The sequence below is a fragment of the Candidatus Williamhamiltonella endosymbiont of Tuberolachnus salignus genome (assembly GCF_964019775.1).
Lineage (GTDB): Bacteria > Pseudomonadota > Gammaproteobacteria > Enterobacterales > Enterobacteriaceae > Hamiltonella > Hamiltonella defendens.
Genome location: NZ_OZ026471.1, coordinates 253,684 through 271,390, shown reverse-complemented (window position 1 = coordinate 271,390; position 17,707 = coordinate 253,684). Strand labels below are relative to the sequence as shown.

General features: G+C 37.5%; 18 protein-coding genes. 11 read left to right on the top strand and 7 right to left on the bottom strand.

Features of this window, described 5'->3' with window-relative positions; genetic code table 11:
- Positions 1–255 precede the first annotated feature (255 nt).
- Entirely contained in the window at positions 256–1,179 is a 924-nt protein-coding gene (locus AACL23_RS01260) for an ABC transporter ATP-binding protein (RefSeq protein WP_095034812.1), read from the top strand.
- Positions 1,176–1,946 (top strand): ABC transporter permease, encoded by a 771-nt coding sequence (locus tag AACL23_RS01255; RefSeq protein WP_100096271.1) that lies wholly within the window; start codon positions 1,176–1,178, stop codon positions 1,944–1,946. The genes AACL23_RS01260 and AACL23_RS01255 overlap by 4 nt, the downstream gene beginning before the upstream one ends.
- A gap of 76 nt (positions 1,947–2,022) precedes the next feature.
- On the opposite strand, the gene ydgH is transcribed toward AACL23_RS01255, so the two are convergent.
- The 5 genes from ydgH to artP form a co-directional block, all read right to left on the bottom strand.
- The gene (ydgH, locus tag AACL23_RS01250) at positions 2,023–2,976 is read right to left on the bottom strand and encodes a DUF1471 family protein YdgH (protein WP_100096272.1); all 954 of its coding nucleotides are present in this window, start codon (positions 2,974–2,976) and stop codon (positions 2,023–2,025) included.
- Positions 2,977–3,078: 102 nt separating this feature from the next.
- A complete protein-coding gene (artM, locus tag AACL23_RS01245) occupies positions 3,079–3,747 on the bottom strand; it encodes an arginine ABC transporter permease ArtM (protein ID WP_100096273.1) in 669 nt (222 codons plus the stop codon).
- Between the two features lie 5 nt (positions 3,748–3,752).
- Complete coding sequence (gene artQ / locus AACL23_RS01240; RefSeq protein WP_100096274.1) at positions 3,753–4,463, bottom strand: arginine ABC transporter permease ArtQ; 711 nt, start codon at positions 4,461–4,463, stop codon at positions 3,753–3,755.
- Positions 4,464–4,471: 8 nt separating this feature from the next.
- Entirely contained in the window at positions 4,472–5,221 is a 750-nt protein-coding gene (locus AACL23_RS01235; protein ID WP_100096275.1) for a lysine/arginine/ornithine ABC transporter substrate-binding protein, read from the bottom strand.
- A gap of 105 nt (positions 5,222–5,326) precedes the next feature.
- Positions 5,327–6,055 carry an arginine ABC transporter ATP-binding protein ArtP gene (gene artP, locus AACL23_RS01230; protein WP_095034271.1) on the bottom strand — a complete coding sequence of 243 codons (729 nt, stop codon included), beginning with the start codon at positions 6,053–6,055 and terminating at the stop codon, positions 5,327–5,329.
- 183 nt (positions 6,056–6,238) lie between these two features.
- Here artP and AACL23_RS01225 point away from each other — a divergent pair, with 183 nt between their 5' ends.
- The 5 genes from AACL23_RS01225 (at position 6,239) to hemG (ending at position 12,772) form a co-directional block, all read left to right on the top strand.
- Positions 6,239–7,129 (top strand): choline kinase family protein, encoded by an 891-nt coding sequence (locus AACL23_RS01225; RefSeq protein ID WP_100096276.1) that lies wholly within the window; start codon positions 6,239–6,241, stop codon positions 7,127–7,129.
- A gap of 179 nt (positions 7,130–7,308) precedes the next feature.
- Complete coding sequence (gene sohB / locus AACL23_RS01220; RefSeq protein WP_100096277.1) at positions 7,309–8,355, top strand: protease SohB; 1,047 nt, start codon at positions 7,309–7,311, stop codon at positions 8,353–8,355.
- A 141-nt stretch (positions 8,356–8,496) separates the two neighbouring features.
- Positions 8,497–11,118: a type I DNA topoisomerase gene (topA, locus tag AACL23_RS01215; RefSeq protein WP_100096278.1), complete on the top strand. Its 2,622-nt coding sequence runs from the start codon at positions 8,497–8,499 to the stop codon at positions 11,116–11,118.
- Positions 11,119–11,208: 90 nt separating this feature from the next.
- Positions 11,209–12,183, top strand: coding sequence for an HTH-type transcriptional regulator CysB (cysB, locus tag AACL23_RS01210; RefSeq protein ID WP_100096279.1), 975 nt, complete (start codon positions 11,209–11,211; stop codon positions 12,181–12,183).
- Positions 12,184–12,235: 52 nt separating this feature from the next.
- Entirely contained in the window at positions 12,236–12,772 is a 537-nt protein-coding gene (gene hemG / locus AACL23_RS01205; RefSeq protein WP_095034268.1) for a menaquinone-dependent protoporphyrinogen IX dehydrogenase, read from the top strand.
- Positions 12,773–13,057: 285 nt separating this feature from the next.
- Here the strand turns inward: hemG and AACL23_RS01200 are convergent, their stop codons facing one another.
- Entirely contained in the window at positions 13,058–13,348 is a 291-nt protein-coding gene (locus tag AACL23_RS01200) for a helix-turn-helix transcriptional regulator (protein ID WP_339049610.1), read from the bottom strand.
- Between the two features lie 363 nt (positions 13,349–13,711).
- Between AACL23_RS01200 and AACL23_RS01195 the strand changes: the two genes are divergently transcribed.
- The gene (locus AACL23_RS01195) at positions 13,712–14,059 is read left to right on the top strand and encodes a DNA-binding protein (protein WP_015874122.1); all 348 of its coding nucleotides are present in this window, start codon (positions 13,712–13,714) and stop codon (positions 14,057–14,059) included.
- A gap of 46 nt (positions 14,060–14,105) precedes the next feature.
- Here AACL23_RS01195 and ispB read toward each other — a convergent pair whose 3' ends face one another.
- Positions 14,106–15,077 (bottom strand): octaprenyl diphosphate synthase, encoded by a 972-nt coding sequence (gene ispB / locus AACL23_RS01190; protein WP_044612369.1) that lies wholly within the window; start codon positions 15,075–15,077, stop codon positions 14,106–14,108.
- Positions 15,078–15,886: 809 nt separating this feature from the next.
- Here ispB and AACL23_RS01185 point away from each other — a divergent pair.
- Genes AACL23_RS01185 through dolP form a run of 3 tightly spaced genes read left to right on the top strand, consistent with a single transcriptional unit; the run spans position 15,887 to position 17,466 of the window.
- A complete protein-coding gene (locus tag AACL23_RS01185; RefSeq protein ID WP_100097089.1) occupies positions 15,887–16,243 on the top strand; it encodes a YraN family protein in 357 nt (118 codons plus the stop codon).
- Positions 16,244–16,291: 48 nt separating this feature from the next.
- Positions 16,292–16,897 (top strand): SIS domain-containing protein, encoded by a 606-nt coding sequence (locus AACL23_RS01180; RefSeq protein ID WP_095034264.1) that lies wholly within the window; start codon positions 16,292–16,294, stop codon positions 16,895–16,897.
- On the top strand, positions 16,894–17,466 hold the full coding sequence (gene dolP / locus AACL23_RS01175) for a division/outer membrane stress-associated lipid-binding lipoprotein (protein WP_100097090.1): 573 nt from the start codon (positions 16,894–16,896) through the stop codon (positions 17,464–17,466). Before AACL23_RS01180 ends, dolP begins: the two co-directional genes overlap by 4 nt.
- Positions 17,467–17,707: the final 241 nt, after the last annotated feature.

Below are 17,707 nucleotides of genomic sequence, written 5' to 3'. Positions count from 1 at the left end.
AAATTTAAACCCAGTGGTCAAAAAACATCTCCATGCCATCAACCTCTGAGCGAAGATGCCAACAGCCATCATTTTTAATCGAAACAGACTCTCAGTTCTCAGCACATCCCAAGCACTTAATAATTTTTTGCTTTAGCTTTAAGATTACAATAATCTCCAATGATATTTTTTTCATTTGATCCCTGATCTTGTGTGTTTTTCAGATTTTCGAGGAGGTTAGTATTCTACTTTTTTCTTCTTTAGGTAATGTTATTTATGACTTATGCTCTCGAATTATCACAACTGAAAAAAACCTATTCCACTGGAACAAAAGCGCTTCATGGAATTAACTTACATGTTAATAAAGGTGATTTTTATGCTTTGTTGGGCCCAAATGGCGCAGGGAAATCTACCATCATCGGAATTATCAGCTCTTTGGTAAACAAAACAGAAGGAAAAGTACAGGTATTTGGTGATGATATTGACAAAAATAGTATTCATGCCAAACGCCACCTTGGCTTGGTTCCACAGGAATTTAATTTTGCTTCTTTTGAAACCGTGCTCCAAATTGTGGTGACGCAAGCAGGTTACTATGGAGTACCTCGCAAAGAAGCGCAAATAAGAGCAAAAAAATATCTGACCCAACTTGATTTATGGAATAAACGTAATGAAACAGCCATTCGTTTGTCGGGCGGAATGAAACGCCGTTTAATGATTGCACGGGCTTTAATGCACCATCCAAAATTGCTTATTCTGGATGAGCCTACGGCTGGAGTAGACATTGAGCTAAGACGCTCTATGTGGTTTTTTTTACAAGAGCTTAATGCACAGGGCACTACTATTATTCTAACGACACATTATCTTGAAGAAGCGGAAATGCTTTGCCGTCATATTGGTATTATCCAAGGTGGAAAGCTGATAGAAAATACTTCCATGAAAAATTTATTAAGTAAATTGGAATCAGAAACCTTTATTTTAGACATCTCACTAAAAAGTCAATCGCCTCATCTGGAAGGTTATCTTTATCGTTTCATCGACGATATCACCCTTGAGGTCGACGTCAAACGTGGACAGGGGTTAAACAATGTATTTAGCCAGCTGAGTTCACAAGGGATCCAGATCCAAAGTATGAGGAATAAATCGAATCGCCTGGAAGAATTGTTTGTAAACCTGGTGAACAGAAAAGGGGGAAAAACATGATCCGCTTATATTGGATTGCCTTAAAAAGCATTTGGATGAAAGAAGTCAATCGTTTTACGCGAATATGGGTACAAACCCTGATCCCTCCGATGATCACCATGTCGCTCTATTTTGTTATTTTTGGTAAATTAATCGGCTCAAAAATTGGTCACATGAACGGCGTCAATTATATGGAATTTATTGTTCCAGGTTTAATTATGATGTCTGTGATCACTAATGCGTATTCAAATGTTGCCTCCTCTTTTTTTAATGCAAAATTTCAGCGCAATATTGAAGAATTATTAGTCGCCCCTGTACCCACCCATATTATTATTATTGGCTATATGGGAGGAGGTATAGGGCGAGGTATTTGCGTTGGAATGCTTGTCAGTATTGTGTCGTTGTTTTTTGTTCCTTTTCAGGTTCATTCCTGGCCGATGGTTTTGCTCACCTTATTATTAACCAGTGTATTGTTTTCTTTGGCAGGTTTACTGAACGCGCTTTTTGCAAAATCTTTTGATGATATTAGCCTGATCCCAACTTTTATATTGACACCTTTAACTTATTTAGGCGGGGTCTTTTATTCACTCACATTGCTTCCTTCGTTTTGGCAATCGATTTCCAAAGTGAATCCTATTGTTTATATGGTCAGTGGGTTTCGTTACGGGTTTCTAGGTTTTAAAGAGGTACCACTAAGTATCACAATAGGGGTACTAATGACATTTATTGTTGTTTTTTATCTTTTGGTTTGGTATCTGATTGAAAAGGGATTTGGGCTACGTACCTAAATTTAAAACGAAAAAGAATATGTGATTGATCTGAACGAACGACCTCATCGCAGGATCTCTGGCCCACCCTTCTATCTTATTTAAATAGATCCGCAGTGACAGTCAAATTACCCCCATTTTTACTCTGCCATTGACGAGTAATATGATAGTACTTCGCCCCTTTTTTTGCTGCTCGTTTGGCCACCTGATAGGATACATCTGTCATGCTGGAAAAATGTCCTGTAAAAGTCACTCTATCGAAGGGCTTCATGTTTTTTGCCGCGATATTATTTAATTCCTCAATTTTTATTCCATTCGGTAAAGTTACCGAGTAACGACTTCCTACTGACGAATCTCTTTCAAAAAGACGACCTACCTTTTTGAAGGGATTCATCGAAGATTCTTCATGAATTGGTAAAATCTTCTTGGTGCCACCACCGCCTGCTGCCAAAGCCGCTTTACCATCATCTGAATCAGCGGGAATAAAATTTGCGTTTGATGCAGGGCGTTTAGGCGCATTGGCTTCATAAATATAAGCCGTAATACTTTGATTGCCCCCTCTATTAGCGTTTATTTGACGAATAATAAAAAAAGCATCCGCTTTTTTTTCTGCGGCCTTTTTAGAAATGGCTTCATCAACGTCAGATTGACTACGAAAGAAACCGGTCACATTTACAGTATCAAATGGAAGTAATAGTTCCGCTTCTTTTTGGGGTAATTCTTTCACGCCATTAAATATTCGATAATCATTTTTCTTTATAAGAACAGCGGCGTCTTTATGATAAAGATTTGCCGTGACTCGCCAATTTCCACCCCGATTAGTACTGTGAATGCCCTGAACATAAAAAGCATATGCAGAGAGTTTATCTGCCTGCCGTGACACAGCCTCTGCCACTTCACCAAGGTTATTAAAACGGCCATTTAATGTGATCTGTTTAAAAGACGTGAGAGTCTGTGCTTTTTCTGCTGATAATTCTTGAGCTGCCTTTACTTCAGGAAGGGTCCAAAATAATAAAATGAATGTGATGGCAGTACCATGTTTAAATTTCATAAAAAATTCCTTCGGGAATGACGTGATTTTTTCACGTATGAATGTGAATTCATTTCTTAAAGAGATAAGAAAAAAATGAGCGCGTCAATGAAAAACTTGAGATTAATGACGTCGTTCAAAAGCCAATCCCTTCCTTTCTACAAAACGCATCAATAAGGTCAATACTCCGTTGATGCAGAAATAAATGATACCTACGGCTAAAAATGCTTTGATATCGTAGGTTCTGCCGTATATCAACTGAGTGTAGCCCATCAGATCCATCAAGGTAATGGTGTATACCAGTGATGTACTTTTAAAAATCAATACCACTTCATTTGAATAAGAAGAAAGGGCGCGTTTCAAAGCAAAAGGCAACAAAACACGCAAAGCTTGCGTTTTTGACATCCCGAGAGCCTGGCAGGCTTCCCATTGGCCAACAGGGAGTCCCCGTAAAGCACCGTAAAATAACTGCGTGGTATAAGCGGCACTGTTTAACGTTAAAGCCATCATCGCGCATAACCAAGGCTGAGATAAAAAGTGCCATAACCAGGCGCAGCTGCGCAGAGAGGGGAATTGCCCAGGGCCATAATAAATTAAAAAAATTTGTATTAATAAAGGAGTACCGGTAAATAGCGTCAGATAAATTTTAACAATTGGCGATAAAAATGGCCTATGTAGACCCAAAATAAGAGTTAAAACAATAGATAAACCTAAAGCAAAAAACAGAGAAAACGCGGTTAAGGTCACACTGATTTGCAGCCCAGTGAGTATTTTCAATATATATTCAAACATGCCTTTTAATTCCGTTCAAAACGGGTCGTGTAAATCTCAAGGCACTTTATCAAATATTGACTTATCAGCGTGATCACCAAATAAATCAAGGCGGCGATACAGTACCAGGTAAAAGGTTCTTGAGTACGAACCGCAATATTTTTTGCTTGTAACATCACATCATTCACACTAATCAAAGACACTAACGCCGTATCCTTTAATAAAATCAGCCATTGATTCCCCAAACCTGGCAAGGCATGTCGCCACATTTGCGGCATGATCAGCCGAATAAAAATAAAGAACGAAGAAAGCCCTAAAGCTTGACCGGACTCTCTTTGTCCAAAAGAAATGGCTTTGAATGCCCCTCGAAAAATTTGAGCAGCATAAGCAGAATAAAGCAAAGCTAATGCGATAACAGCGCATAAAAATGGGCTAATTTCAAGGAAATTGGAATGACATTTGATAGGTAATTCAAATAGATAAAAATTTATGGTAAAGCCATCTGTCAGTAGTATAAAGAGTTCTGAAGATCCAAAATAAATAAAAAAAACGATTAAAATTTCAGGGAGCCCCCTTAATAAGATCCCCCATCCATGGATGAGATAACGAAGCCCTCTGTATTTTGATGATTCGAAGATCGCGAAAAGTATTCCTAAAAATAACCCAACTAACAGTGAACAAAGTGCTAAGGAAAGCGTCATTCCTGTCGCATTGAGTAAAGAAAAGAATTCATTCATTGATAAAATCAGCTCTTAGGAAACCATTTTTTGTAAATACGGTCATAGCTTCCATCCTGTTTGATTTGTTTTACTGCTTCATTTAACTTATTGAGTAATGAATCATCAGCTTGCTTGACTGCAATGCCCAAACCTACCCCAAAATAATCAGAGTCGGTAATTTTATTTCCCAGTGCACCCAGAGTTGGATTTTTTATCAGCCATTGATTGACTGCCGCTGTATCACCAAAAACAGCGTCCAAGCGACCATTTTTAAGATCTAAAATGGCATTTTGATAAGTGCTATAAGAAATGGGAATCATTTCAGGATGTTCGTCCATCAAAAATTTTTGATGTGTGCTGCCATTTTGCATACCCACTCGTTTCCCCTTTAAATCGTCTATGCCAGCAAATTTACCGGTTTGAATAATAAATAAAGCGGAATTTTTACAATATGGGGTCGTGAAAGCCACTTGTTTTGAACGTTCCGGAGTGATATCCAGCCCTGCGATAACAGCATCGATACGACGCGATTTAAGGCTTGGTATTAAGCTATCAAAGGCCTGATTTACAAAAACACACTCTATCTGCATTTTTTGACACAGTGCCTTCGCCAGGTCTATGTCAAATCCTTCGATTTCATTATGAGCACTCATAAACTCAAAAGGAGGATAAGAGGCCTCAGTCGCAAAACGAAGAATTTTTTTCTCAGCAAACACACACAAACTGATCGCCAGGCTGACAAGGGCAAAAAATACAGAAAGGACTAATTTTTTCATTTTTAACTCCTGTTCTTACTATAAGATAGAGCATCATGGATTCACGGTTTTCCACCATTCATGGTGTGGATGTTTAAAAATAGACCTGAAGAAATAAACTCTCGCCTAATGTGATAAATAATGGGCAAAGGCTTCTGTTTTGGGGTGTTTAAAGAGATTACCATCCCCTTCCTCTATTATTTTTCCATTTTCCATGTAAACAAGCCGAGTTGCTGTTTTGCGGGCAAATTCAAGTTCATGTGTCACTATCACTTGTGTGATGCCTGTTTCAGAAAGTTCTCGAATAATATCCACCACTTGGGCCGTAATTTCAGGATCTAAGGCCGCTGTGGGCTCGTCAAATAATAAGACCTTAGGTTCCATCATAAGTGCTCGTGCAATAGCGACTCGCTGCTGTTGCCCTCCAGAAAGATGCAACGGATAACGATCTGAAAAATTCTGCAAACGTAAACGAGCCAGCAACTTTTCAGCCCTAAAACGCGCTTCCTGTTTAGAAAGCCCCAGTAAACAACAAGGCGCTTCTATTAAATTTTGCATCACCGATAAATGTGGCCAAAGATGATATTGCTGAAATACCATACCCACGTTTTTTCGTAATTCACGAATAATGTTTTCTGATAAATTTTCATTGAAATCGAAATAATGCCCTGCAATCTGCAAGATTCCAGAACCCGGCATTTCGAGCAAATTTAATACTCGCAATAAAGAGCTTTTGCCTGCACCGCTGGGCCCAAGTAAGACTAATATCTCCCCTTCAGGACAATATAATCTGATATTGTAAAGTGCTTGTTGTGAACCGTAATAACAGTTAATGCCCTTTAGTTGAATACTCATTGACCTGATTTTAGTGAAATGTTAAGTGCGCCAGAGAGTAGCTTTCATAGAATGTGGATGCAATATTTATTGGCAAAATTTTATTATTTTTGAGAGGTTTCTTTACCAACGCTATCACATGGTATCCAGTGCAGAAAAACCGTTCAGATTCAGTACACTTACAATATAGATATAAATAAAAAAATGAATAATCAAATTATGAAAAGCTTTCTAATTAAAGAACTGAATTTAAATAAAGATGAAAACATAAAGATTACCGCTATCGGAGGTATAACAAATAAAAATTACCTAATATTAACGAAAAAAATGAAATTAGTGCTTCGTGTACCTGGTGTTGCTACTGAGAATTTTATTAATCGTCATAATGAAAAAAATAACAGCGAATTAGTTTTTAAAATGGGTATCAATCCAGAAACAATTTATTTTGATACTATAAGTGGAATAAAAATAACTCAATACATTCCTGATTCAGAAACATTCAGCCCGGGCCTTGTAAGAAAAAAAAATAATATTGAAAATATCAGTCTTTGTTTTCGTCAATTGCATCAATCAAATATTAAATTTTGTAATGAATTTAATGCTTTTTCTGAATATAAAAAATATCAACATATTTTAAATTTAAAACATGACCATGATGGTATTTATCATAATAAAATGCTGGTTGAATTTTTTTATAAAACAGAAAAAATTTTAGACAGGTTGAATAAAGATAGATGCCCTTGTCATAACGATTTAGTTGCAGAAAATATTGTTAAAAGTGGAGATAAAATCTATTTAATTGATTGGGAATATTCGGGCATGAATGATCCCATGTGGGATTTAGCGTCGCATTTTCTAGAATGTCAGTTTAACAGTGAAGAAGAACAAATATTTTTAACGTATTATTTTGAAAGAAATATCCCTAAGGAATCCAAACAAAAAATACTGTTATTTAAATTTATACAGTATGTACTATGGCCCCTTTGGGCAAAAGTCAAAGAACAATATGATGACAATTTTGAAAAATATGACATAAATCGATTCAAAAATGCATATCAATTCATGCGTCAATATCAAGAGCAATATGAAAAATAATAAAAAATCAGAAATGATAGATTCTGGTACATAGACAAAACCAGATGCCTTTAGACGCCCTTTGCGTAAACCGTTGCAGATGCTAGAGTGACCAGATTTTATGAAATCTACTTTCTGAAAAACTTGCAGCGAGGTTACGCGAGCCGTCCGTTATCATGTTTTTAATAAGGATAAAATTTGTGGAATTACTTTCTTTGTATGGCCTGTTTTTAGCAAAAATGATCACCATATTAGGTGCCTTTGCGGTATTTGCTGTACTCATCATCCATATTCGACAACGTAAATCAGACCAAACTGGTGAACTGAAATTTTTTGATTTAGGGAAAAAATATAAAGAGATAGAAGAACAAATTCGTTTATTTAAAATGTGTGAATCAGAACAAAAAATTTTTCATAAGACGAAAAAAAAACAAAAAAAGCTTAAAGCAAAATTCAAAAAGCAAAAGATGACATCGGGCCAACACCATTCACAGAAACCTTGTATTTACGTTATTGATTTTAACGGAAGCATAGACGCCCATCAGGTCAGTTCCTTAAGAGAAGAGGTCTCCGCTATATTGAGTGTGATGACGACAGAAGACAGTGTTTTTCTTCGTTTAGAAAGCCCAGGGGGAGTTGTTCATGGCTATGGCTTGGCCGCATCACAATTAGCGCGTTTTCGTCAAGCTGGCGTTTCTTTAGTGGTCTCGGTCGATAAAATTGCGGCCAGTGGAGGTTATATGATGGCTTGTGTCGGAGATCATATTTTGTCTGCGCCTTTTGCCATCATAGGTTCGATTGGCGTCGTAGCACAAATTCCTAACTTTCATCGTTTTTTACAAAAAAATAATATTGATGTTGAATTGCATACGGCAGGTGAGTTTAAGCGAACATTAACCGTATTTGGCGAAAATACAGAGCAAGGGCGTGAAAAGTTTTGTGAAGAATTAAATGAAACCCATCTTTTGTTTAAGCAATTTGTACAGGAAAAACGCCCTCAGATTGATATCAACACCGTGTCAACCGGTGAGCATTGGTTTGGCGTTCAAGCCAAAGAGAAAGGTCTGGTAGACAGCATAGGTACGAGTGATGATTGGTTGATTTCAAAAATGGAAAATCATCAAATCATCCGTGTATCGTATCAAACCCATAAAAGCTTAATAGAGCGCTTAACAGGCAGTATGGTAAAAAGTGCGGATCGTTTATTATTGCGCTGGTGGCGGAGAGGAGAAAAACCCTTCATCTAAAAAACAATCTGGCGACGCTTGTAAATAATCAATATATTTGAACTCAAGAAAACATGAATCAATCTTTCTTTTTTTGAATTTATGGCATGGAATCAATTTTGCCCTTTTTTTTAAAAATTTTAATTCAGGTAATAAAAAATTATGGGTAAATCGCTCGTGATAGTTGAGTCTCCGGCTAAAGCCAAAACAATTAATAAATATTTAGGCAGTCATTATGTGGTGAAATCGAGTGTAGGGCATATCCGCGATTTACCAAAAAGTGGTTCTAATAATAAAAAAAACGCTTCAGAAATCATAAAAAAACAAAAGACTGAAAAAAAGATGTTTCAAGATCATCAAAGTAGCCTGATCAAACGTATGGGGATTGATCCCTATCATGGCTGGAAGGCGCAATATGAAATTTTATCTGGTAAAGAAAAAGTGGTTTCCGAATTGAAAGCCTTAGCAGCAAAGGCAGATCATATCTATTTGGCGACAGACTTAGATCGTGAAGGGGAAGCGATTGCGTGGCATTTACGTGAAGTCATTGGCGGTGATCCCCAGCGTTTCAGTCGGGTGATTTTCAATGAAATCACCCAAAATGCGATTCAACAGGCTTTTAAAAAGCCAGGCGAATTAAATATGAATCGCATTCATGCTCAACAGGCTCGGCGATTTATGGATCGTGTTGTGGGTTATATGGTATCTCCCCTTTTGTGGAAAAAAATCGCCCGTGGGCTATCTGCAGGGCGAGTGCAATCTGTTGCTGTCCGCCTCGTCGTAGAAAGAGAAAGAGAAATCAAAGCTTTTGTGCCTCAAGAATATTGGCATTTAGAGGCAAATCTGTTGACACCACAGAAAATCATGATCCCCATGATGGTCAGTCATTTTGAAGGTGAGCCTTTTAAACCTTTGAATCGAGAGCAAACCTATGCTGCGGTTAAAGATCTAGAAGATGCACAATATGTTGTTTTAGACCGAAAAGACAAACCGACCAGCAGTAAAGCGGGCGCACCTTTTATTACCTCCACGTTACAACAAGCAGCAAGCACTCGCTTAGGGTTTGGCGTTAAAAAAACCATGTTGATGGCGCAAAGGTTATATGAAGCAGGTCACATCACTTATATGCGTACTGATTCCACACATCTCAGCCAGGACGCATTAAGCATGGTGAGGAATTATATTCAGAAGCATTTTGGCAATCGTTATTTAATTTCACCTGCTTATGAATATGGCAATAAAAAAAATGCCCAAGAAGCGCACGAAGCCATAAGACCCTCGAATGTTGACGTGTTCTCAGAACAGTTAGAAGACATGGAACCAGATGCGAGAAAGCTGTATCAGCTGATATGGCGTCAGTTTGTGGCCTGCCAAATGACCCCGGCTCAATACGATGTGACCACTTTGATCGTAGAGGCAAAAAACTATCAATTACGGGCTAAAGGCCGGACCTTGCGGTTTGATGGCTGGACTAAAGTGATGCCGGCTTTGCGCAAAGGAGACGAGGAGGAGACTTTGCCAATCATAGCCGTCGGGACTTCTATGCATTTAGAAAAATTGATTCCCAGCCAACATTTCACCAAGCCGCCTGGCCGCTATAGTGAAGCTTCTTTGGTTAAGGAATTAGAAAAACGCAGCATAGGGCGCCCTTCCACTTATGCCACTATTATTTCCACTGTTCAGGAGCGAGGTTATGTCCGCATTGAAAATCGCCGTTTCTATGCAGAAAAGATGGGCGAGATCGTCACAAATCGCTTAGAAGAAAATTTTCGTGAATTGATGAATTATGATTTCACCGCTCGTATGGAAAATGCATTAGATCAAATTGCTCAGCATCAAGCAGAATGGAAAAAGGTGCTGGATGAATTTTTCAGTGAATTTAGCGAGCAACTGAATATCGCTGAAAAAGATCCCTCAGAAGGGGGAATGCGTCCAAATTCAATGGTGATAATGGATATTAATTGCCCTGCTTGCGGCCAAAAAATGGGGATACGTACAGCCAGCACGGGTGTTTTCCTGGGTTGCTCGAGTTACGCGTTACCACCCAAAGAACGTTGCAAAACGACGCTTAATTTGATCCCAGAAAATGAAATTTTAAATCTTCTTGATGGAGATGAAGCAGAGACTAATGCATTACGTTCGCGACGCAGGTGTGAAAAATGCGAAACTGCGATGGACAGTTATCTGCTTGATACAGCGCGGAAATTACATATTTGTGGTAACAACCCTATCTGTGATGGATATCAAATGGAGCAGGGGGAGTTTCGTATTAAAGGGTATGAAGGTCCGATCGTAGAATGTGACAAATGTGCGCATGAAATGCATTTAAAAGTGGGGCGTTTTGGTAAATATATGGGATGTACGAATGAAGAATGCAAAAATACCCGTAAGATTTTGCGTAATGGAGAAGTGGCTCCCCCGAAAGAAAATCCCGTGCCTTTACCTGAATTACTCTGTGAAAAATCTGATGCTTATTTTGTGTTGCGTGATGGAGCGGCAGGTTTGTTTCTTGCGGCCAGCACCTTTCCTCGATCACGTGAAACCAGAGCTCCCCGAGTGGAAGAATTACAGCGTTTTAAAGATAGGCTTCCAGAAAAATGGCATTATCTCGTCGAGGCGCCCCTAAAAGATACAGAGGGGAATAAAACATTCCTCCGTTTTAGTCGTAAAACGAAGGAGCAGTATATTTCTTCTGAAAAATCAGGAAAAGCAACAGGTTGGTGTGCATTTTACATTGATGGGCAATGGGTTGAAGGTAAAAAAAGACCTCTTGTAAAGTCGTAAATAGAGTGATGAATGTAATGTAAGAAGGCGAGAACCAAAGATTTTGCTCAATCGGAGCGTCTCTGTGCTTTATAAAAGGATATTTTAAAGATGAAATTACAGCAACTTCGTTATATTGTTGAAATTGTTAACCATGATCTTAATTTATCTTCTACTGCAGCGGGTTTATATACCTCTCAACCAGGAATCAGTAAACAGATTAAAATGTTAGAAGAAGAACTTGGAATACAAATTTTTGCACGCAATGGAAAACATTTGACAGAGATCACCGTGCCTGGAAAAAAAATCATGGTGATGGCTCAAGAAATATTAGCGAAAGTGAGTTTAATCAAAGCTGTGGCAACAGAATATAAAGCGCCAGATCAAGGAGTATTATGTATCGCAACCACTCATACTCAGGCCCGATACACATTACCTAAATTGATCAAAGGGTTTATTAAAAATTATCCTAAGGTGTCCTTACATATACATCAAGGTTCGCCAATTCAGATAGCGGGCGCTTTGTCAAAGGGTAAAGTGGATTTGGCTATTACCACTGAGGATGAAGATTTATATGGTGACGCGGTGATGTTGCCTTGCTATCGGTGGAGGCGGATCATCGTTGTTAAGCCTGATCATCCCTTAGCCCACCGAACTTCTTTTAACATTCAAGAATTAGCGGCTTATCCGATCGTGACCTATACCTTTGGTTTTACAGGACGCTCAACCTTAGATAAAGCGTTTTATGCCTCCGGTTTAACACCGAATATTGCTTTTACGGCCACAGATGCAGATGTTATAAAAACTTATGTACGTTTGGGTCTAGGGGTAGGCGTGATTGCTAATATTGCGATGGATCCTATACAAGACAGTGATTTAATTCGTATTGACGCTCGCGCTATTTTTGATGACAGCATCACTCATATTGGTTTTCGTCGCCATACTTTTTTACGTGGTTATATGTATGATTTTGTAAAGCGTTTCGCCCCCCATCTCACTCGAACACTTGTGGATAAAGCGTGTTCCTTGCACTCCCATCAACAAATAAAAGGGCTGTTTGAGAATATTACTCTCCCTGTTTTATAAAAATTTCCGCTTCAAATGAAAAAAAACAGGCACTTTAGGCAGGAGCAAAGGGATGAAAACAAAAACATTAATTCTTTATTCGACTAGGGAAGGGCAAACAAAGAAAATTGCCTCTTTTATTGCAGATAAATTATCATTTTCGATGACATCTGAGATCAAGGCCCTTTCTGGAGCCATGGACATTAACCTGAAATCCTATCAACAGGTGATCATCGGTGCATCTGTACATTATGGCCGTTTTAACCGAATCTTAAATCAGTTCATCAAACAACATATTGTGCTTTTAAATCAAATGCCGACGGCTTTTTTTTCCGTGAATTTATTGGCTCGAAAGCCAGAGAAGTGTTCCCCACAAACCAACAGTTATGTCCGTCAATTTCTATTAAAAACACCTTGGAAGCCCCTGTTATCTGAAGTATTTGCCGGGGCGTTGCGTTATCCGCATTATCGCTGGTGGGATAAAATGCTGATTCAGCTCATTATGAGTTTAACGCAGGGTGAAACCGATACCAGTAAAGAAGTGGAATATACTGACTGGAATCAAGTTAATATTTTTTGTCAAAATTTTTTAAAAATAATTCAAAATTGATAAAACGGTATTGTTCAGCAAAGTGTCATCAATCAAAATGCAGTCAATTTTGTAAATTGAATCGAGCCGTGCAGATTTAGGATCATTTTTTCAGTTTAAAAATGCGTTATTAAATTAAAAATAAATCATAGCTATAAACTACTCTTTAATTAATCAAAATAAATGAGAACCGCTCTAAAAAATATCAAGCATACATGGACGAAGGCCAAGAGCCCTCAGATGAATGGGATATCTGTGAGCGGTTTCATAAAACAATGTTATAAATAAATCCTTTTTTATATTCCTTTAATGTGTATCCACCTCTTCTAAACTCTCTTTGAATTTTTTTCTGATTTTTCTCTCAATCGGTTGACCTGTTTCTGAATCGAAATAACGGGTAGGCCAAATATCCGACGGATGGACCCCTAAACATTCGGCAATCAGCCATTCTCCCTTAGGCCAAGGTCTTATTAATGTATTAGCTAAAGTGGAAGAGCCCAATCCTGATTTTCTAGATAAAGCTGCTAATGTGATTTTCTTTTTACGCAATGCTGCAATAATATCGGCTGAATGCCAATCAGATTTCCTTAAAATCATTGTTTATCCTTCTTTATTGTAAGATACTGGTTAATTAATGTTATAACTAACTTGCTTTCATTAGTTATTTTTTGAACTTAAAGGTTTTTATTCGGAAATTATATCATTATTTTTTAGAAAAAATTTCCTAAATTTTTCTAAAAATCGTTTTTTGTTAAGTACATCTCAATAAACAAAAAAAATGATACAAAAAAAATACATTTTTTAAAAAAATCTTTAAAATCAAAATGTTGAGTTTTTTTCAAAAAATAAATGAATTAAAAAAAACGACGAGATTTATCTGAATTGAAAAACAAAATGATGATTTTTATTGTTTTCAACAAATCAATAAACATTTAAATGAAATCAGAGGTAAACAGTTCTATGGATAAGGAATGGTTTTCGGCTAAGGAATTAATTCATTCCCCCGGGCTTCCGTCTTCAACGCAAGGGATTAATCAAATGGCGCGCCGACAAGGTTGGAAACATCGGCGTCGGTTAGGCGTTCAGGGGAAGGCACTTGAATATCACATTGATAGTTTACCAAAACCAATTTTAAAACAGTTAAGGTTAAAGGAAGACGCTGAAAAGTATAGCTTAAATCAACAGGATCCATTTACTATCTGGATAGAAGCGTACCGCCAATTAACAGATTCTGAACGTGAAAAACTGATTGCGTTTCTTTTTCGTGAAGGTATTCAAGGGTTAATAAAAAGACTGAGTAACGATTAATCAACCATTTTGATGGTTTTGCTTTCAGATATATTGAAGAAAAAAATTAAAATGAACGCTTCACAGCGAAATAAGCAAGGCTCTCTAGCGCTGTACGATAAGAATTTTTAGGTAAAATTTGTAGTGCTGAGATGGCTTTATTCGCTTCTTCTTTTGCTCTATTCAACGTATATCCCAATGATCCACATTGTTTCATAATGTTGAGTATTTGAGGAAGCGATTGACGCGCATTTCCTCGTTTAATTGCGAATGAAATCATCTGCTTTTGTTCTTCTGTGCCATGATGCATGGCATGTAGTAGTGGTAAAGTCGCCTTACCTTCATCAAGGTCATCCCCAATGTCTTTGCCAAAAAGATTGCCCTTTGAATTGTAATCAAGCAGATCATCGATTAATTGATATGTTGTTCCAAGATAACAGCCATAACTTTGCAGTGCTGATTCTTGTTCTGGGCTTGCTTTTGCCAAGATGGCCGCAGATTGTGAGGCGGCTTCAAACAAACGCGCTGTTTTGCTATATATGACTTTCATATAATCATATTCGGTAATGTTCACATTATTACAATACATTAATTGCTGTACCTCCCCTTCAGAAATCACATTAGTGGCTGAAGACATCACTTTTAGGATGCGCATTGAACCTAAATCAGTCATCATCTGAAATGCTCGGGTGTAAATAAAATCTCCAACCAAGACACTTGCAGAATTACCAAAAACGGTATTTGCTGTTTTTTTCCCACGACGCAGATCAGATTTATCGACGACATCATCGTGCAACAAGGTTGCGGTATGAATAAATTCTATTAATGCGGCCACAATAATATGTTGATCGCCTTTATAATTTAATGCGCGAGCCGATAAAATTGAAATCATGGGGCGAATACGTTTTCCACCCCCATTAATAATATAAGCGCTTAATTGATTGACAAGCTCTATATCAGAATGCATCTGATCGATGATAATGACATTTAACGCTGCCATGTCTTCTTTAGTTAATGCTTTAATTTCTTTTAAATTCATTGTCTTATTAAAAATTTTTCTTAAAAAATTAGAAAGAGAAATAAAGTTATTGTACTTAAAAAATCAGTCAATGACTCTAAATTTGATGAAAATGATGCTAAAAGCGTTCTTCCTGGAAGACAGTTTATGACCACAGAACCCTAATCAGCCCGTCGCTCAGTCTGATAAGGCAAAGAGTATGCCAGTTGAACCTACGCTAGCGCATTTAGAAAAAAACCGAAATTCTTTTAAAGATTTAGGTGATACTTTAGCATTCTAGAAAAAATTATATTTAATAAACCGAACAAGACCTCTAGGCTATTTTTAACGTCATTTTTTGTCAAAGAAGCTGTTTATTTTTCTCAACAAGTTAGTCCTTATTGCTCTTCTCAGACACGCAGAGATCTATTTCTCGAGCCATTGAGAAATGCCTGTTATAACGCCGCTTATTTCGCTCAAAAGGGATCACTTGAGCACCAAGATTATTCCCTTTGGATTAGTGATGATAAAATGAGCAACATTCTTCAAATGACGAGCATAAAGTAAATGGTTTTCTTAAAAATTCTTTAGGGCCAAATAAAACGTCGCCTTCTCAAAGTCAGCCAGAGGGCGGGAGTGAAAATCCTTATTAATAGTGCCATATATGATTATCAGAAACTGAATAGTAAAGTTTTTAAAAATACGACGCTGATCTCAAATTTAAATTTTACTCGACACTTTTATATGATTTTTATTATAAAAACGTTAAAAAACATTTAAAATTTATTACTCAGTGCATAGTTTCGTGAATTAATTGATATATAAAGAGTAAAACAGGATCATCAAAAATGATGGACAAAACATTAAGTCGAAGAGAAATAGGTTTTCGCTATGAAATGATCGCCCGCCGTTATCTTGAAAAAGCGGGTTTGGTTTTTAAAGAGGCTAATGTTACTCTTCGGAGCGCTGAGATCGATCTTATTATGCGTGATCAAAAAACATGGGTTTTTGTTGAGGTTCGATTTAAACGAAATTCTTTTTTTGGAAGTGCGGCCGACAGCATCAATAACAAAAAGCAAAAACGCTTACGTGATGCGGCCGCAATCTGGCTATCAAAACGTGGAAGCCATTTTAATACATCCTATCGTTTTGACGTTTTTGCCATTACTGGCAATCAATTCGAATGGTTTCAAAACGCATTTAACTAAATACGATCTTTTAACTAATCATTTTTATTATGAGAGTGGTTATATTACGTGTTGGATAGAATCAAACATTACTTTACTGAAAGTATTCAAACCCAAATTGCTGCTGCAGAAGCCTTGCCTCAGTCCTTGTGTTATGCTGTAACCCTCCTTGTACAAGCATTAACGAATGGCAATAAAATTCTTTGCTGTGGTAACGGTTCATCCGCAGCTAATGCTCAGCGTTTTGTCACCAATATGATCGATCGTTTTGAAACAGAACGCCCTAGCTTACCGGCCATCACTTTAAGTTCAGACAACATATTGCTTACCGCGATGAATTACGAACATTTGCATTATGAAATTTATGCACGGCAAGTACAGGCTTTAGGTCAATCAGGGGATATCTTTTTTGCCATTTCGACTCGAGGTAATCATCCTGCCATCATTAAAGGTGTTGAAGCTGCACTCACTCGTAATATGCAAATTATTGCATTGACAGGCGATGATGGAGATGAGCTACAAGGTCTTTTGGGAGAAAATGATGTTGAGATTCGAGTGCCTTCTTCTCGTAGCGTGGGTGTTGAACAAGTACATATGGTCGTTGTGAACTGTTTATGTGATTTAATTGATCATATTTTATTTCTTCAGCAGGATCATGAATGGGAGAAAAAATGAAAATAAATTTGGCGGCTATCGTGTTAAGCAGCGTGATTTTGCAGGGTTGTGTAGGTGCCGTATTGATTGGGGCTGCTGCTGTTGCGACAAAATCAGCGGTTGATCCGCGCACAATAGGAACGCAGGTCGACGATAGCACCTTAGAGCTACGTGTCATTAATGCAATTAATAAAGATCCAAAATTAAAAAAAGAAGCAAAAATATCAGTGACGGCTTATCAGGGTAAAATTTTGCTGACGGGTGAAGCACAGTCCTCTGAACTTTCGGAACGTGCAAAAGCGATTGTTGCTAAGGTAGAAGGAGTGAGTGAAATATACAATGAAATTCGTCAGGGGCGGCCCGTTGATTTAGCAACCACTTCATCGGACATATGGATCACCACTAAAGTTCGTTCTCAGCTTTTATCCATACTTTCGATGAAATCATCAAAATTAAAGGTAGTAACAGAAAATGGAGAAGTATTTTTATTGGGCTTACTGACAAGAAAAGAAGGTGAATCTGCAGCAGAAATAGCCAGTAAAGTGAGTGGTGTCAAGCACGTTACTACTGCATTTACTTATGTTAAATAAGCTTTTAACAGATATGAGATATGGCACTTTTAATAAAGTAATTTTTTTTAATTAATTGTAAGCTACTCTTATATAAGCTAATAAGGTTTTTAATGTTACCCATATGGGCTTTGTTATCACTTCTCGTGACATAGTTATCCTCTTACTTTATCTGTCACTTTATATAACATAATTGATTGTTTAGGCACACACCATAACAAGCAGAAGCATATCTGTGTCTCTGCGTTTTTAAATAGCTTTT

Bases quoted from the DNA above. Each gene is read 5' to 3' on its own strand.
- AACL23_RS01260 (WP_095034812.1), top strand. From the start codon at position 256: ATGACTTATGCTCTCGAATTATCACAACTGAAAAAAACCTATTCCACT.
- ydgH (WP_100096272.1), bottom strand. From the start codon at position 2,976: ATGAAATTTAAACATGGTACTGCCATCACATTCATTTTATTATTTTGG.
- AACL23_RS01185 (WP_100097089.1), top strand. From the start codon at position 15,887: ATGGACAAAACATTAAGTCGAAGAGAAATAGGTTTTCGCTATGAAATG.
- ispB (WP_044612369.1), bottom strand. From the start codon at position 15,077: ATGAATTTAAAAGAAATTAAAGCATTAACTAAAGAAGACATGGCAGCG.
- hemG (WP_095034268.1), top strand. From the start codon at position 12,236: ATGAAAACAAAAACATTAATTCTTTATTCGACTAGGGAAGGGCAAACA.
- artQ (WP_100096274.1), bottom strand. From the start codon at position 4,463: ATGAATGAATTCTTTTCTTTACTCAATGCGACAGGAATGACGCTTTCC.
- AACL23_RS01200 (WP_339049610.1), bottom strand. From the start codon at position 13,348: ATGATTTTAAGGAAATCTGATTGGCATTCAGCCGATATTATTGCAGCA.
- topA (WP_100096278.1), top strand. From the start codon at position 8,497: ATGGGTAAATCGCTCGTGATAGTTGAGTCTCCGGCTAAAGCCAAAACA.
- AACL23_RS01235 (WP_100096275.1), bottom strand. From the start codon at position 5,221: ATGAAAAAATTAGTCCTTTCTGTATTTTTTGCCCTTGTCAGCCTGGCG.
- artM (WP_100096273.1), bottom strand. From the start codon at position 3,747: ATGTTTGAATATATATTGAAAATACTCACTGGGCTGCAAATCAGTGTG.
- cysB (WP_100096279.1), top strand. From the start codon at position 11,209: ATGAAATTACAGCAACTTCGTTATATTGTTGAAATTGTTAACCATGAT.
- AACL23_RS01195 (WP_015874122.1), top strand. From the start codon at position 13,712: ATGGATAAGGAATGGTTTTCGGCTAAGGAATTAATTCATTCCCCCGGG.
- dolP (WP_100097090.1), top strand. From the start codon at position 16,894: ATGAAAATAAATTTGGCGGCTATCGTGTTAAGCAGCGTGATTTTGCAG.
- AACL23_RS01255 (WP_100096271.1), top strand. From the start codon at position 1,176: ATGATCCGCTTATATTGGATTGCCTTAAAAAGCATTTGGATGAAAGAA.
- artP (WP_095034271.1), bottom strand. From the start codon at position 6,055: ATGAGTATTCAACTAAAGGGCATTAACTGTTATTACGGTTCACAACAA.
- AACL23_RS01225 (WP_100096276.1), top strand. From the start codon at position 6,239: ATGAATAATCAAATTATGAAAAGCTTTCTAATTAAAGAACTGAATTTA.